The sequence below is a fragment of the Citrobacter sp. S46_ASV_140 genome (genome assembly GCF_018919545.1).
Classification (GTDB): Bacteria; Pseudomonadota; Gammaproteobacteria; order Enterobacterales; family Enterobacteriaceae; genus Citrobacter; species Citrobacter braakii.
On the sequence record NZ_JAHLRC010000088.1, the window covers coordinates 1 to 14,805 of the forward strand.

Annotated in this window: 16 protein-coding genes and 2 tRNA genes; 12 read left to right on the forward strand and 6 right to left on the reverse strand. The window is 52.9% G+C overall.

What is annotated here, in order from left to right; all coding sequences use genetic code 11:
• Positions 1-27: 27 nt before the first annotated feature.
• Complete coding sequence (locus KQJ19_RS17915; RefSeq protein WP_016151597.1) at positions 28-1,104, reverse strand: GGDEF domain-containing protein; 1,077 nt, start codon at positions 1,102-1,104, stop codon at positions 28-30.
• A gap of 216 nt (positions 1,105-1,320) precedes the next feature.
• On the opposite strand from KQJ19_RS17915, the gene KQJ19_RS17920 reads away from it, so the two are divergent.
• On the forward strand, positions 1,321-1,596 hold the full coding sequence (locus KQJ19_RS17920; protein WP_019078313.1) for a DUF1435 domain-containing protein: 276 nt from the start codon (positions 1,321-1,323) through the stop codon (positions 1,594-1,596).
• A gap of 39 nt (positions 1,597-1,635) precedes the next feature.
• On the opposite strand, the gene KQJ19_RS17925 is transcribed toward KQJ19_RS17920, so the two are convergent.
• From KQJ19_RS17925 to rsmC, 3 genes are all read right to left on the reverse strand, one after another.
• Positions 1,636-1,721, reverse strand: a tRNA-Leu gene (locus KQJ19_RS17925).
• Positions 1,722-1,749: 28 nt separating this feature from the next.
• A tRNA-Leu gene (locus KQJ19_RS17930) sits at positions 1,750-1,836 on the reverse strand.
• A gap of 209 nt (positions 1,837-2,045) precedes the next feature.
• Complete coding sequence (gene rsmC / locus KQJ19_RS17935; RefSeq protein WP_016151599.1) at positions 2,046-3,074, reverse strand: 16S rRNA (guanine(1207)-N(2))-methyltransferase RsmC; 1,029 nt, start codon at positions 3,072-3,074, stop codon at positions 2,046-2,048.
• Between the two features lie 102 nt (positions 3,075-3,176).
• Between rsmC and holD the strand changes: the two genes are divergently transcribed.
• The 8 genes from holD to KQJ19_RS17975 all read left to right on the forward strand — a co-directional run bounded on the left by holD (position 3,177) and on the right by KQJ19_RS17975 (position 9,687).
• Positions 3,177-3,590 (forward strand): DNA polymerase III subunit psi, encoded by a 414-nt coding sequence (holD, locus tag KQJ19_RS17940; protein WP_003837254.1) that lies wholly within the window; start codon positions 3,177-3,179, stop codon positions 3,588-3,590.
• Positions 3,559-4,005: a ribosomal protein S18-alanine N-acetyltransferase gene (gene rimI, locus KQJ19_RS17945; RefSeq protein ID WP_005123887.1), complete on the forward strand. Its 447-nt coding sequence runs from the start codon at positions 3,559-3,561 to the stop codon at positions 4,003-4,005. The genes holD and rimI overlap by 32 nt, the downstream gene beginning before the upstream one ends.
• Before the next feature lie 14 nt (positions 4,006-4,019).
• Positions 4,020-4,700 carry a pyrimidine 5'-nucleotidase gene (yjjG, locus tag KQJ19_RS17950; RefSeq protein WP_016151600.1) on the forward strand — a complete coding sequence of 227 codons (681 nt, stop codon included), beginning with the start codon at positions 4,020-4,022 and terminating at the stop codon, positions 4,698-4,700.
• A gap of 92 nt (positions 4,701-4,792) precedes the next feature.
• The gene (prfC, locus tag KQJ19_RS17955) at positions 4,793-6,382 is read left to right on the forward strand and encodes a peptide chain release factor 3 (RefSeq protein WP_016151601.1); all 1,590 of its coding nucleotides are present in this window, start codon (positions 4,793-4,795) and stop codon (positions 6,380-6,382) included.
• Positions 6,383-6,688: 306 nt separating this feature from the next.
• A complete protein-coding gene (gene osmY, locus KQJ19_RS17960) occupies positions 6,689-7,306 on the forward strand; it encodes a molecular chaperone OsmY (RefSeq protein ID WP_016151602.1) in 618 nt (205 codons plus the stop codon).
• 127 nt (positions 7,307-7,433) lie between these two features.
• Positions 7,434-7,595, forward strand: coding sequence for a DUF1328 family protein (locus KQJ19_RS17965; RefSeq protein WP_003019081.1), 162 nt, complete (start codon positions 7,434-7,436; stop codon positions 7,593-7,595).
• Between the two features lie 245 nt (positions 7,596-7,840).
• Complete coding sequence (locus KQJ19_RS17970; RefSeq protein WP_016151604.1) at positions 7,841-8,914, forward strand: patatin family protein; 1,074 nt, start codon at positions 7,841-7,843, stop codon at positions 8,912-8,914.
• Positions 8,911-9,687, forward strand: coding sequence for a metal-dependent hydrolase (locus KQJ19_RS17975; protein ID WP_216403933.1), 777 nt, complete (start codon positions 8,911-8,913; stop codon positions 9,685-9,687). The genes KQJ19_RS17970 and KQJ19_RS17975 overlap by 4 nt, the downstream gene beginning before the upstream one ends.
• A gap of 32 nt (positions 9,688-9,719) precedes the next feature.
• On the opposite strand, the gene KQJ19_RS17980 is transcribed toward KQJ19_RS17975, so the two are convergent.
• Entirely contained in the window at positions 9,720-10,583 is an 864-nt protein-coding gene (locus KQJ19_RS17980; protein WP_103766857.1) for a YjjW family glycine radical enzyme activase, read from the reverse strand.
• Positions 10,555-12,105 carry a YjjI family glycine radical enzyme gene (locus KQJ19_RS17985; RefSeq protein WP_216403934.1) on the reverse strand — a complete coding sequence of 517 codons (1,551 nt, stop codon included), beginning with the start codon at positions 12,103-12,105 and terminating at the stop codon, positions 10,555-10,557. Before KQJ19_RS17985 ends, KQJ19_RS17980 begins: the two co-directional genes overlap by 29 nt.
• Positions 12,106-12,366: 261 nt before the next feature.
• On the opposite strand from KQJ19_RS17985, the gene deoC reads away from it, so the two are divergent.
• The 3 genes from deoC to KQJ19_RS24055 form a co-directional block, all read left to right on the forward strand.
• Positions 12,367-13,146, forward strand: a complete 780-nt coding sequence (gene deoC, locus KQJ19_RS17990) for a deoxyribose-phosphate aldolase (protein ID WP_016155634.1) — start codon at positions 12,367-12,369, stop codon at positions 13,144-13,146.
• 178 nt (positions 13,147-13,324) lie between these two features.
• Positions 13,325-14,647 (forward strand): thymidine phosphorylase, encoded by a 1,323-nt coding sequence (gene deoA, locus KQJ19_RS17995; protein ID WP_016151609.1) that lies wholly within the window; start codon positions 13,325-13,327, stop codon positions 14,645-14,647.
• Between the two features lie 50 nt (positions 14,648-14,697).
• Positions 14,698-14,805 (forward strand): hypothetical protein (locus tag KQJ19_RS24055; RefSeq protein ID WP_253296375.1); only part of this gene is annotated, 108 nt, incomplete at its 3' end.

A 14,805-nucleotide genomic window follows, 5' to 3' on the forward strand; every position in this document is an offset into this window, starting at 1 on the left:
CATCCCGGGCGACACCGCACAGATAGCTCAGGCAGAAGGGCAGTTTACTCGCAGGTCATCGCTGACCAGCGTACTGTTGCGCCCAAGGCTCTTGGCCTCATAAAGGGCTTTATCCGCTCGGGCAACAGCGGCATCAATATCCTGCTCGACCAGAGGCGCAATACCAATACTCACGGTTACGTTGGTTGCCACGCTCTCGTTAAACATGTGAGGAATTTTAAGGTCGTACACCTTCTGGCGAATACGTTCGGCGGCAGCCTGGGCCTGCTGGGGATCGACCGCGGTCAGCAAAACCATAAACTCTTCCCCACCAAAGCGCGCCACCACGTCCCGGGAGCGCACGGAGTCACGAATCGCGGCAGAGACGCGGATCAGCGCCTGATCTCCCATCATATGACCGTAGTGATCGTTATAGGCTTTGAAATGGTCGATATCCAGCAGCAAGACGTAGTGCTTCGCGTTGCTCAAGGCCAACAGCGTATCGAGTCGGTGTTGCAGCCCCCGACGATTGTACAAACCGGTTAGCGGGTCGAGCATGCTGAGCCCGTTCAGGGTCTCCCGTTCTTCCAGCAGTTTATACATCAGCTGCTGGGCGAAGCCATCGTAGCGTTTTTGTATCACATGCTGGATGGCGATCCCGGCCATGGGCAGCGCCATAAAATAGATAATTCGCAAACCATGCTCGCTGCCATTCAGCCATAAACAGACGGCGACGGAAGGCAATGAGTGAAGCGTAAACGCGATGATATTATTGGCAAAAGCGATAGATCCAATAAACAGCACGCTGAGAAGCGCGATTAATAGAAAATAATAATCATTATGACCCAGTGCGTTATATTTCAGGAAAATATGTAATGCCCATAGCAAACCAAAAACGATTGAAATAAAAGGAAGATTAATTCTTTTATCCACATATTTCCTATGCCATGCCAGCAACAATGTACTCATCACGAGAATCAGCAATGCCGGTACTGACAACGCTTTGACGGCAAACAGGGGAAAAAAAAGCGTAAACAACGCGGAGACTGCGTTGAGTAGCAGAAACAATCGTAAAGAGAGTTGGTATTTTTTGGTGCGCAGAGCTCGCCAGGATTGTACTGTCATAGGTAAATATTGTTAGTTATCTGCAATGTACGAAGGTGTGTTGGTAAATAAAACAAATAACGAACGGGGTATCATTCGCAGAGGTTTTTATTGTTTTTAGTTGAAAAGCTAACCGGCGAGCAATTTATCACCTTAAATTATTCATGTCATCAATCGTTAAGTAAAACTCATATAATTGATAGTGCCTCCCAGCTGACAAATGAGAAAATTTATCATATGATATTGGTTATCATTATCAATGTCATAGGTGGTACCATGTTGCAACGTACGCTGGGCAGTGGATGGGGGGTTCTGCTGCCGGGAATACTGATTGCCGGGATGGCATTTAGCGACCTGTCGGTCTACGTATGGAAGGCGATGATTGTATTAGGATTACTGTTGACTTCACTCATGCTGTACCACAAGCGTTTGCGGCATTTTGTCCTGTTGCCTTCATGTGCGGCGCTAATCGGCGGCATTGTTCTGGTGATGATGAACGGGAATCAGGGATGAACAAAACAGGGAAGAAAATCGAGAGGGAAATAAGATAATTGGTGCGAGGGGGGGGACTCGAACCCCCACATCCTAAGGACACTAACACCTGAAGCTAGCGCGTCTACCAATTCCGCCACCTTCGCCCAGTGCGAGCAATATCAACGTGGATTATGGTGCGAGGGGGGGGACTTGAACCCCCACGTCCGAAAGGACACTAACACCTGAAGCTAGCGCGTCTACCAATTCCGCCACCTTCGCATACCATCGACACTTAAAAAAGTATCGTTACCACGGAGGCGCATTCTAGTGGTTTTCAACTTTTCGTCAATAGTTAATTGCCCAGGACGCGCTTAATTGATGTAAAAATGGGCGCTAAACGCAGGCCGTGTAAACGAAGTGCCACCCCGCATTTAGCAAACCCTGCCGGATGGCGGTGCAGGCACCTTATCCGGCATGGGATGGCCGTTCTACTTCTTCGCCTGACGCGTCATGATGGTGCGATAGACCTTGAAGCGACCGGTCTGCGCGATAACTTCGTGGAAGCCAAACACTTCATCCAGTACCTTCGGATAAGGCAGGAAGGCGTTCGCCACGATACGCAGTTCACCGCCGCTGTTGAGGTGGCGCACTGCACCGCGAATCAGCGTTTGCGCGGCATCGAGGCTGGTCTGCATCCCGTCGTGGAACGGTGGGTTGGAGATGATCATATCAAAGCGACCCGTCACGTCAGAAAAGACGTTACTGGCGATTACGTCTCCTTCAATACCGTTGGCAGCAAGCGTTGCGCGGCTGGCTTCAACGGCGGCGGCACTAACATCGCACAGGGTTAAGCGCACTTTTGGCGAGTGGCTGGCTAAGGCGACGGAGAGTACACCTGCACCGCAGCCGACATCCAGAACTTTGCCTTTGGTGTGCGGCGTCAGCGTGGAGAGCAACAGTTGGCTGCCAACATCCAGGCCGTCACGGCTGAATACGCCCGGCAGCGTTTTGATGGTCAGATTTTCGGTCTGGTATTCATCCCAGTATTTTTCTGCATCAAAGACCGGCTGTTTTTCCAGACGACCATGGTACAGGCCACAGCGACGCGCGCTGTCGACTTTGTTCAGCGGCGCGTATTCGGCCAGCATCTGCTCTGCGCTACGTACGCCGCTGCGGTTCTCACCAACAACAAAAATATCGGTGCCCACCGGTAACAGCGACAGAATGTTCATCAACTGGAACTGGGCTTCCGGCTTATTCTTCGGCCAGTAGTAGATTAGCGTATCACTATCGGCAACGTCATCGGCCTGGGCAACGAGGCTAAAGCGAACGTTGTCGCCCATCTGGCGGTTAAGCACCTGCCAGTGGTGAAGCTGCTGAGTGTGCGCACGGCTGGCGGCGCATTCGAAATGGGCAGGCAGGTCATCCTGCAAATCACCGGCAAACAGAATACGGCTTTGTTCGAAATCATCACTGTGGCGCAGCAAGACTTCACTTGCCGGGGTAAAAGCAGACATGGAGTGCTCCTTAAATTGTACAGCGGGGATTATAGTTGTTTGATGGCACGGATTCGACAAATTTGCTATATTTGCGCCCCTGATAGACAGGAGTGTTTCGCTATGACATCCCGACGAGACTGGCAGTTACAGCAACTGGGCATTACGCAGTGGTCATTGCGTCGTCCCGGCGCACTGCAGGGCGAGATCGCGATTTCTATTCCTGCGCACGTCCGTTTGGTGATGGTTGCTGCACAATTACCCGCACTAACCGAACCGTTGATGAGCGATATTTTACGCGCATTAACCGTCAGCCCGGATCAGGTTTTACAACTGACGCCTGACCGCGTCGCCATGCTGCCGCAGGGCAGTCGCTGTAATAGCTGGCGGCTGGGTACCGAAGAGCCGCTGCTGCTGGAGGGCGCTCAGGTCGAGAGTCCTGCGTTTAATGAATTACGGGAAAACCCCGCGGCCCGCGCCGCGTTATGGCAACAAATCTGCGCATATGAACACGATTTCTTCCCTCGAACCGACTGATTTACCTGCAGCATTTCAGATTGAAAAACGCGCTCACGCTTTTCCGTGGAGTGAAAAAACATTTGCCAGCAACCAGGGCGATCGCTACCTCAATTTTCAGTTGAGGGTTGACGACGTAATGGCCGCCTTTGCGATTACACAGGTCGTGCTGGATGAAGCTACGCTGTTCAATATTGCCGTCGATCCTGACTTTCAGCGCCGGGGCCTGGGGCGTGAGCTACTGGAATACCTGATCGATGAGCTGGAAAAGCGTGGCATTTTGACACTGTGGCTTGAAGTGCGCGCCTCAAATGCTGCCGCTATCGCGCTGTACGAAAGCCTGGGCTTTAACGAGGCGACGATCCGGCGCAATTACTATCCGACGGCCGATGGTCATGAAGACGCCATTATAATGGCATTGCCAATCAGCATGTAAGACAAGGTGTAATGATGAAGAAGTGGGACTGGATTTTCTTTGATGCCGACGAAACGCTGTTTACGTTTGACTCGTTTACCGGCTTACAGCGGATGTTTCTCGACTATAGCATTACCTTTACCGCTGAAGATTTTCAGGACTACCAGGCCGTAAATAAACCGCTGTGGGTGGATTATCAAAACGGTGCGATAACCTCATTACAACTCCAGCACGCTCGTTTTCAGAGCTGGGCTGAACGCCTGAAGGTTGAGCCAGGCCAGCTTAATGACGCCTTTATCAATGCGATGGCGGAGATTTGCTCGCCGTTGCCAGGGGCGGTTTCTCTGCTCAATGCGATTCGTGATAAAACAAAAATCGGTATTATTACTAACGGCTTTACGGCGTTGCAGCAAATCCGCCTTGAGCGGACGGGGCTGCGCGACTATTTCGACCTGCTGGTGATTTCTGAGCAGGTTGGCGTGGCAAAACCCGATCCCCGTATTTTTGACCATGCGCTGGAGCAGGCGGGCAATCCTGAGCGTTCTCGCGTACTGATGGTGGGCGACACCGCAGAGTCCGATATTCTTGGCGGCATTAACGCCGGGCTATCCACCTGCTGGCTAAATACGCACCACCGCGAGCAGCCAGCGGGCATTCAGCCGACCTGGACCGTGGCGTCATTAAGTGAACTGGAGCGGCTCCTGTGTAAACACTGATTGCCTCCCCCCCGTTGATGGGTAAAATAGCCGCAATTTTTCGTATTCAACTTGCACGGCCTGTTGCCGTGCTTACCTAAGAAGATTTGACTATGACGTTGTCTCCTTATTTGCAAGAGGTGGCCAAACGCCGCACTTTTGCCATTATTTCTCACCCGGATGCCGGTAAAACGACAATTACTGAAAAGGTACTGTTATTCGGACAGGCGATTCAGACCGCCGGTACGGTAAAAGGCCGTGGCTCCAGCCAGCATGCGAAATCTGACTGGATGGAAATGGAAAAGCAGCGTGGTATCTCCATTACCACCTCTGTGATGCAGTTTCCATATCATGACTGCCTGGTAAACCTGCTGGACACCCCTGGGCACGAAGACTTCTCTGAAGATACATACCGTACTCTGACGGCGGTGGACTGCTGCCTGATGGTCATCGACGCCGCAAAAGGTGTTGAAGACCGGACCCGTAAGCTGATGGAAGTTACCCGTCTGCGTGATACCCCGATCCTGACCTTTATGAACAAACTCGACCGTGACATCCGCGATCCGATGGAGCTGCTGGATGAAGTCGAGAATGAACTGAAAATCGGCTGTGCGCCGATCACCTGGCCGATTGGCTGCGGTAAGTTGTTCAAAGGCGTCTATCACCTATATAAAGACGAAACTTACCTGTACCAGACGGGTAAAGGGCACACCATTCAGGAAGTGCGCATTGTTAAAGGTCTGAACAACCCGGAACTCGATGCCGCCGTGGGGGAAGACCTGGCGCAGCAGCTGCGCGACGAGCTGGAGCTGGTGCAGGGCGCGTCTAACGAGTTCGACCATGAGCTGTTCCTCGCGGGCGAAATCACCCCGGTATTCTTCGGTACCGCGCTCGGTAACTTCGGCGTTGATCATATGCTGGATGGCTTAGTGGAGTGGGCGCCTGCGCCGATGCCGCGTAAAACCGACACCCGCGTTGTTGAAGCCTCAGAAGAGAAGTTCACCGGCTTCGTGTTTAAAATTCAGGCCAACATGGACCCGAAACACCGTGACCGCGTGGCGTTTATGCGCGTGGTGTCCGGCAAGTACGAGAAAGGCATGAAAATGCGCCAGGTGCGCATTGGTAAAGACGTGGTTATCTCCGATGCGCTGACCTTTATGGCTGGTGACCGTTCTCACGTGGAAGAAGCGTATCCGGGCGATATTCTGGGTCTGCACAACCACGGCACTATCCAGATTGGCGATACCTTTACCCAAGGCGAAATGATGAAGTTCACCGGTATTCCGAACTTCGCGCCGGAGCTGTTCCGTCGCATTCGTCTGAAGGATCCGTTGAAGCAGAAACAGCTGCTGAAAGGGCTGGTTCAGCTGTCCGAAGAGGGCGCAGTGCAGGTTTTCCGTCCGATCGCTAATAACGATCTGATCGTGGGCGCTGTTGGTGTGCTGCAGTTCGACGTGGTGGTTTCACGCCTGAAGAGCGAATACAACGTTGAAGCGATTTATGAGTCGGTCAACGTAGCGACAGCACGCTGGGTAGAGTGTTCTGACGTGAAGAAATTCGAAGAATTCAAGCGTAAAAACGAAATTCAGCTGGCGCTGGATGGCGGCGATAACCTCACTTATATCGCGCCGACCATGGTTAACCTGAATCTCACCCAGGAACGTTACCCTGACGTTCAGTTCCGCAAAACGCGCGAACACTAATCGACCTTCAGGGCACGGTATCCGCCGTGCCCTACAACTTTTCCTGTCTTTTAAATCCCTTGCGGAATGTTCTTAAAACCTCTCGTTTTTCTTTTGTTTGCACGTTTTTTAGTCAATCTGGACTGCGATCACGAAATCCTGAACTATATTTAACAATGTGATGACATAAATGTCGGCGTTAAATGCTTTTTAGGCTGCCTGTTGCAGCTTCTATTGCTGATATTTATTCCACTTACAAGATTAGTTGCTGGCTCAAGCCGTTTTACGGCAGAGCGCAGCTTTTAGCAAACATACAGGAATACATCGATGACAATGACAGGACTTAAGATTTCTAAAACGCTGCTGGCCGTGATGCTGACCTCCGCTGTTGCAACGGGTTCTGCTTATGCAGAAAACTCCACGACGGATAAAACGCAATCCGGCGTCGAAAGTGCGGGGCAGAAAGTCGATAGCTCCATGAACAAAGTCGGTAATTTCATGGATGACAGCACCATCACTGCGAAAGTAAAAGCCGCGCTGGTGGATCACGATAGCATTAAGAGCACCGACATTTCCGTTAAAACCGACCAGAAGGTGGTGACGCTAAGCGGGTTTGTTGAAAGCCAGGCACAGGCCGAAGAGGCCGTTAAAGTCGCCAAAGGCGTTGAGGGTGTGACCTCCGTTAGCGACAAACTGCACGTACGTGATAGCAAAGACACTTCTGTAAAAGGCTATGCGGGCGATACGGCAATCACCAGTGAGGTAAAAGCCAAGCTGCTGGCCGATGATATTGTCCCTTCCCGCAAAGTGAAAGTTGAAACCACCGATGGCGTGGTACAGCTTTCAGGAACCGTTGAATCACAGGCTCAAAGCGATCGCGCTGAGAGCATCGCCAAAGCGATTGATGGCGTGAAAAGCGTCAAAAACGATCTTAAAACTCACTAATTAGACTTAATTCGTCCTCCCGACGTTTGTCGGGAGGCGTGTTGTGCACCACACTGAAAATATCGCCGATGGGCAGCCTGAGTGCTCATATCAAGCGGTGACATTAACTATGGTAAAGGAGAAGCGCATGTTTCGATGGGGCATCATATTTCTGGTTATCGCGTTAATTGCCGCTGCACTGGGTTTTGGTGGACTGGCGGGTACCGCTGCTGGCGCAGCGAAAATTGTTTTTGTGGTGGGGATCATTCTGTTTCTGGTCAGCCTGTTTACAGGTCGTAAACGGCCCTAGCGACATCCCCTTTATTCTTCAAGTTAAAGGTGCGCTGGCTACGCGTGCTCGCCCGTATCACTTACCAGAGTAAGCAGATCGGGATTCACGCCCTTGCCGCCTTCTTGTGACTCGAATTATTTTGGGGATTAACCGTAAAGATAACTTGCTACTAAGCCAGTCCACCGGACTGGCTTTTACGGTTTTAGCATCAGGCAATTTGCGTTACTTTGTTGTTCTATTACAAAAACAACAGGAAGGCAGAGGTGGGGCAGAGAATACCCGTCACGCTCGGTAATATTGCGCCGTTATCGTTACGTCCGTTTCAACCAGGCAGTATGGCGCTGGTGTGTGAGGGCGGCGGACAAAGAGGCATCTTCACCGCTGGCGTATTGGATGAATTCATGCGCGCGCAGTTCAATCCTTTTGATCTCTTCTACGGGACCTCCGCTGGTGCGCAAAACCTTTCAGCCTATCTTTGTAACCAGCCGGGTTACGGCCGTAAAGTCATCATGCGTTACACTACCCGACGTGAATTTTTTGACCCGGTGCGCTTTGTGCGCGGGGGAAATTTAATCGATCTCGATTGGCTAGTGGATTCGACCGCGTCCCAGATGCCGCTGGCGATGGATAACGCCGAGCGCCTGTTTGCCGCAGGGAAATCGTTTTATATGTGCGCCTGTCGGGGCGATGACTACACGCCTGGCTATTTTTCGCCGAACCGGCAAAACTGGCTCGATCTTATTCGTGCCTCCAGCGCGATTCCCGGGTTCTACCGCGCCGGGGTTGCGCTGGATGGTGTGAATTATCTCGATGGGGGAGTCAGCGACGCCATTCCCGTGCAGGAAGCGGCGAAGCAGGGGGCAAAAACGCTGGTGGTTATCCGCACCGTGCCTTCGCAAATGTATTACACCCCGCAGTGGTTCAAGCGTATGGAACGCTGGCTGGGCGAAAGCAGCCTGCAACCGCTGCTGAATCTGGTCCAGCACCATGAAGCCAGCTATCGCGCGATTCAGAGTTTTATTGAGAAACCGCCGGGCAAGCTGCGTATCTTTGAGATCTACCCGCCCAAACCGCTCCATAGCATGGCATTAGGAAGCCGTATTCCGGCGCTGCGGGAAGATTACAAGACCGGACGCCTGTGTGGTCGTTACTTCCTGGCAACCGTCGGCAAGCTGCTGGCGAAAAATGCGCCGCTGCCTCGTCAGACGCCGAAGATTGTGGTGCCGGGACCGGTCGTGGTTCCACCTGCGCCGGTGGCTAACGACGCTCACGCCCCCGTGGTGACCAATGCGCCTCAGGCTAACGACACGACGTTTAATAATGAGGATTTGGCGTGAGTTATCGTTTTATTGATACGCATTGTCACTTTGATTTTCCGCCGTTTACGGGCGATGAATCTGCCAGTATTCAGGGCGCGGCTGACGTCGGCGTGCAAAGCATTATCGTTCCGGCCACCCAGGCGGCAAATTTTTCCCGTGTACTGGCGTTAGCGGAAAATTACCCTCCATTGTTTGCCGCCCTGGGGCTGCACCCCATTGTTATTGAACAACATAGCGATGACTGTCTGGAGCAGTTGCAGCAGGCGCTGGATAAGCGCCCGCAAAAGCTGGTGGCGGTAGGCGAGATTGGGCTGGATCTTTATCGGGACGATCCGCAATTCGATAAGCAAGAGCGGCTGCTGGAAGCGCAGCTTAAGCTGGCGAAGCGTTACGAACTGCCGGTGATCCTGCATTCGCGGCGCACTCATGACAAGCTGGCGATGTACCTGAAACGCCATGCTTTACCGCGAACCGGCGTGGTGCATGGATTTTCCGGGAGCGTGCAGCAGGCCGAACGTTTTGTGCAACTGGGCTACAAAATTGGCGTGGGCGGCACCATTACCTATCCGCGCGCTAGTAAAACCCGCGAGGTAATGGCGCAACTGCCGCTGGACTCACTGCTGCTGGAAACTGACGCGCCGGATATGCCGCTCAACGGCTTTCAGGGACAGCCCAATCGCCCGGAGCAGGTGGTCAGAGTCTTTAATGTCCTCTGCGAGCTGCGCCTGGAACCTGCGGATGTTATCGCTGATGCGCTGTATCGCAATACGACGGCGTTATTTGATTTTTAATTGCCGGACGACGGATACGTCGCATCCGGCAATTACAGGTACAGCGCCGGGAAGATCAAATTATCCACTCCGCGCTCGCGCAATCCTTGCGCCAGTTGCTCCACATCCTCAGGCGTGGCGCTCGGCCAGTCCTTCGCTTCGCCGTACACCCCGTGCGCATGAAAGGCATTTAGCCGCACCGGAACATCACCTGAACGTTTGATAAACGCCGCCAGCGCATCGATATGCTGTAGATAATCCACGTGGTCAGGAATAACCAGCAGGCGCAGTTCCGCAAGTTTTCCCTGCCCAGACAAAAAGGTAATGCTTTGTTTAATCAGCGTGTTATCGCGGCCAGTCAACTGTCGATGACACGCGCTATCCCAGGCTTTTAAATCGAGCATTACGCCGTCGCATACCGGCAGTAGTTTTTGCCAGCCGGTTTCGCTCAGCATGCCGTTGCTGTCTACCATGCAGGTCAGGTGTTGCAACTGCGGATCGGTTTTGATCGCGTTAAACAGCGCCACGATAAACGGCAACTGGGTGGTCGCTTCGCCGCCGCTGACCGTAATTCCTTCAATAAACAGCACCGCCTTGCGAATATGCTGCAGCACTTCATCAACGCTCAGGGTTTGCGCCATCGGCGTGGCCTGCTGTGGGCACATGTGCAGGCAGGTATCGCACTGCTGACATACGTCGGATTGCCATCTCACTTTCCCCGCACTCAGGCTCAGCGCTTCATGCGGGCAATGCAGGACACATTCCCCGCAGTCGTTGCAGCGTCCCATCGTCCACGGATTGTGGCAATTTTTACAGCGCAGGTTACATCCTTGCAGAAACAGAGCCAGGCGACTGCCCGGCCCGTCGACGCAGGAGAAAGGAATGATCTTACTTACTGAAGCGCATCTGCTGTTCATGGCTAATCACGCGAGGTTGTCGTTCCAGAATGCGCGTATTGCGCGCGGCTTCTTCGCCCAGCCAGGTGGTGTTGGTGCGTGAACCTTCGGCGCGATATTTTTCCAGATCCGACAGGCGTACCATATAGCCGGTGACGCGGACCAGATCGTTACCACTCACGTTGGCAGTAAACTCACGCATCCCAGCTTTAAACGCCCCGAGGCACAATTGCACCAGCGCCTGAGGATTGCGCTTGATGGTTTCATCCAGCGTGAGAATGTCGCTGATCCCAGCGTGATAATACGCATGATGCGGTGCGACGGTTTGCAGGTGAGTGATCGGATCCGGCTCATCGCCGTAGGGCAGACGCGCGCCCGGCGTGGTGCCGATGTCAGAACTGATCCCTGACTGTGCGTGCAGCATTGCGCGCTGCTTCCAGCCAAATTTCACCGGGGTACTTTCTACAAACTCCGCCAGTTGGGCGCTGATGCGATAGCCGAGCTGATTGGCGACCTCGTCTTTTCCGTAGCGAGCATTCTGCCCCGCCTTATCGCACAGCAGATTCACCGCCTCCGCCAGGCCATACATGCCGAACATAGGGACAAAACGTTCGGGATCAATCAACCCTTCCTGCACCAGGAAGCTATTCTCAAAGAAATGTGATTTTTCATAGAGGAATTCACATCGTGAATCAATGATGGCGATTTGCAGCTGGCAATAGTGCGGTAGGGTGCGCGTAAAGAAGTCATCGACAGAGGTGCTGCGCTCTGCGATGGCTTTCAGATTGAGCCTGACCAGCGTGCTTCCACCCCCGGCGAGCGGCAACGAGTTGTAACAGCTGACGACGCCATACTGACCTTTTGTGAAAATTTTATCATTTTCGGGGCCGTTGGAAATGTGCGGCTTACTGCACTCGCAGATATTTTGCGCCACGTTGAGCAGCAGGTCGTCAGGTGTAATTTGCGGATCATAAATGAACGTCAAATTAGGCGAAACCTGCTTTAACTCTGCGTCTGCGCGTAAAATTGCACGGGTGACAGGCGTATCAGCGGGGCCGATATTGGCATGCATAAATGCGTCTGGCAGGGTTCTGTCGAGATAACGCCAGAAACGTTTTATTCGAATATCGATCTCATCTTGTGTTATAATTCTAACATACGGTTGCAACAGAACGTCGAGCTGGCCGAGATAGACCGGCATCGAGGTGACTGACGGAACGTGGTGATACAGGATGGTGAGTAAGGATAACGCGTCATCAAGATCCCTGGCTCCTTCCAGTTCCAGCCATGAGGAACCGTTGGCCAGAAAACGCGCGTAGTCGGGTAAAACATAGCGCGGTTTGAACGGGGCATGACCTTCATACATATCGCAGATCACCCCGTCATCCAGCGCCTGGCGAGCCTCAGCAGGTAGTAGCGGGTAAGGCAGCGCGTTTTCAGCCTCCAGCGCCAGGAAGTGGCGTTTCTGCTCAGGGCTGAGCACCGGACTGGTCACGATTTGTTGGCAACGCTGTTGCAGCGCGAGTTCGCTTGAAGTGGGCATCGTTGATTCCTTTTTATCCCGAAGGTGTAACGCCATTGTAGAAAGCAACGCCGCCACAACCTTTGATCCGGATGCGCCTGATGCCACCGCATCCCTTCTTGAAAGGTGATTTATTTGAAGTAGATCTCATTAGAGTAATGCAAATCTGTATGTGGTTTTCATTAACTGTGATGTATATCGAAGTGTAATAGCGAGCGGATGTTAGAATACTAACAAACTCGCAAGGTGAAATTTTATACGGCGATGCCGTTGGAGAATGTTATGACCGATTTAACAGCAAGCAGCCTGCGTGCACTGAAACTGATGGACTTGACCACCCTGAATGACGACGACACCAATGAAAAAGTGATCGCGCTGTGTCATCAGGCGAAGACTCCGGTAGGCAACACTGCCGCTATTTGCATCTATCCGCGTTTTATCCCTATCGCGCGTAAGACGCTGAAAGAGCAAGGCACTCCGGACATCCGTATTGCAACCGTGACCAACTTCCCGCACGGCAACGACGACATCGAGATTGCGCTGGCTGAAACCCGCGCGGCGATTGCCTACGGCGCGGATGAAGTTGACGTGGTGTTCCCTTACCGTGCCCTGATCGCCGGTAACGAGCAGGTTGGTTTTGATCTGGTTAAAGCATGTAAAGATGCGTGTGCGGCGGCAAACGTGCTGCTGAAAGTGATCATCGAAACCGGTGAGCTGAAAGAAGAGAGTCTTATCCGTAAAGCGTCTGAAATCTCCATCAAAGCGGGTGCTGATTTCATCAAAACCTCTACCGGTAAAGTGCCGGTAAATGCGACGCCGGAAAGCGCACGCATCATGATGGAAGTGATCCGCGACATGGGCGTTTCTAAAACTGTAGGTTTCAAACCGGCAGGCGGCGTGCGTACCGCAGAAGATGCACAGCAGTTCCTGGCGATTGCTGACGAACTGTTTGGCGCTGACTGGGCCGATTCCCGTCACTATCGTTTTGGCGCATCCAGCCTGCTGGCGAGCCTGCTGAAAGCGCTGGGTCACGGCGATGGTAAGAGCGCAAGCAGCTACTAATTACTGTCATACTGCAAGCCGCAGGTGCGTTAGCTGCACTCCCTCACCCCAGTCACTTACTGTAGTAAGCGCCTGGGGATGAGCTTCCTTGCCGCTTCCTGCGACTCGAATTGTTTAGAGTAATCATTCATTGCAGTGGGTTTTCCGCTGCATTTAACCTGATTTATCGGGGGTTACCATGTTTCTCGCACAAGAAATTATTCGTAAAAAACGTGATGGTCATGCGCTGAGCGATGAAGAGATTCGTTTCTTTATCAATGGGATTCGCGACAACACCATCTCTGAAGGGCAAATCGCCGCCCTGGCGATGACCATTTTCTTCCACGATATGACAATGCCTGAGCGTGTTTCGCTGACCATGGCAATGCGTGATTCAGGAACCGTGCTGGACTGGAAAAGCCTGCAACTGAACGGCCCGATTGTGGATAAACACTCTACCGGCGGCGTGGGTGACGTAACGTCACTGATGTTAGGCCCGATGGTCGCTGCATGTGGCGGCTATATTCCGATGATCTCCGGACGTGGTCTGGGGCATACCGGCGGTACGCTCGATAAACTGGAAGCCATCCCAGGGTTTGACATCTTCCCGGACGATGCGCGTTTCCGTGAAATTATTAAAGACGTGGGTGTGGCGATTATTGGGCAAACCAGCTCGCTCGCACCGGCGGATAAACGTTTTTATGCCACCCGCGATATTACCGCGACGGTGGATTCCATCCCGCTGATTACCGGCTCTATCCTGGCGAAAAAGCTGGCGGAAGGGCTGGATGCGCTGGTGATGGATGTGAAAGTCGGCAGCGGCGCCTTTATGCCGACCTATGAGCTTTCTGAAGCGCTTGCCGAAGCGATTGTCGGCGTGGCGAACGGAGCGGGTGTACGTACCACCGCGCTGTTAACCGATATGAACCAGGTACTGGCATCCAGCGCAGGTAACGCGGTAGAAGTCCGCGAAGCGGTGCAGTTCCTGACAGGTGAATACCGCAATCCACGTCTGTTAGACGTCACGATGGCGCTGTGCGTGGAAATGCTGATCTCCGGCAATCTGGCGAAAGACGATGCCGAAGCCCGTGCGAAATTGCAGGCGGTGCTGGATAACGGCAAAGCGGCAGAGATTTTTGGTCGCATGGTTGCGGCGCAGAAAGGCCCGACCGATTTCGTCGAAAATTATGCGAAGTACCTGCCGACGGCAATGCTCAGCAAAGCGGTATATGCTGATACCGAAGGTTTTGTCAGCGCTATGGATACCCGTGCGCTGGGAATGGCGGTTGTTTCCATGGGCGGCGGTCGTCGTCAGGCTTCGGACACCATTGATTACAGCGTTGGCTTTAGCGACATGGCGCGTCTGGGCGACAGCGTAGACGGACAGCGTCCGCTGGCGGTGATCCACGCCAAAGACGAAGCCAGCTGGCAGGAAGCGGCGAAAGCGGTCAAAGCGGCAATTAGCCTTGACGATAAAGCGCCAGAAATTACACCGACAGTCTATCGTCGTATTACCGAATAACTGTATACTGATCTGATCGCTTTTTTGCGGCGCAGATGTTGGAGAACAAGATGAAACGTGCATTTATTATGGTGCTGGACTCCTTTGGTATTGGTGCGACTGAAGATGCGGATCGCTTTGGCGACGTAGGCTCAGACACTATGGGACACATTGCAGAA

Excerpts from the sequence above, each read along its gene's own strand:
- KQJ19_RS17915 (WP_016151597.1), bottom strand. The coding sequence starts at position 1,104 with ATGACAGTACAATCCTGGCGAGCTCTGCGCACCAAAAAATACCAACTC.
- KQJ19_RS17920 (WP_019078313.1), top strand. The coding sequence starts at position 1,321 with ATGATATTGGTTATCATTATCAATGTCATAGGTGGTACCATGTTGCAA.
- rsmC (WP_016151599.1), bottom strand. The coding sequence starts at position 3,074 with ATGTCTGCTTTTACCCCGGCAAGTGAAGTCTTGCTGCGCCACAGTGAT.
- holD (WP_003837254.1), top strand. The coding sequence starts at position 3,177 with ATGACATCCCGACGAGACTGGCAGTTACAGCAACTGGGCATTACGCAG.
- rimI (WP_005123887.1), top strand. The coding sequence starts at position 3,559 with ATGAACACGATTTCTTCCCTCGAACCGACTGATTTACCTGCAGCATTT.
- yjjG (WP_016151600.1), top strand. The coding sequence starts at position 4,020 with ATGAAGAAGTGGGACTGGATTTTCTTTGATGCCGACGAAACGCTGTTT.
- prfC (WP_016151601.1), top strand. The coding sequence starts at position 4,793 with ATGACGTTGTCTCCTTATTTGCAAGAGGTGGCCAAACGCCGCACTTTT.
- osmY (WP_016151602.1), top strand. The coding sequence starts at position 6,689 with ATGACAATGACAGGACTTAAGATTTCTAAAACGCTGCTGGCCGTGATG.
- KQJ19_RS17965 (WP_003019081.1), top strand. The coding sequence starts at position 7,434 with ATGTTTCGATGGGGCATCATATTTCTGGTTATCGCGTTAATTGCCGCT.
- KQJ19_RS17980 (WP_103766857.1), bottom strand. The coding sequence starts at position 10,583 with ATGAACAGCAGATGCGCTTCAGTAAGTAAGATCATTCCTTTCTCCTGC.
- KQJ19_RS17985 (WP_216403934.1), bottom strand. The coding sequence starts at position 12,105 with ATGCCCACTTCAAGCGAACTCGCGCTGCAACAGCGTTGCCAACAAATC.
- deoC (WP_016155634.1), top strand. The coding sequence starts at position 12,367 with ATGACCGATTTAACAGCAAGCAGCCTGCGTGCACTGAAACTGATGGAC.
- deoA (WP_016151609.1), top strand. The coding sequence starts at position 13,325 with ATGTTTCTCGCACAAGAAATTATTCGTAAAAAACGTGATGGTCATGCG.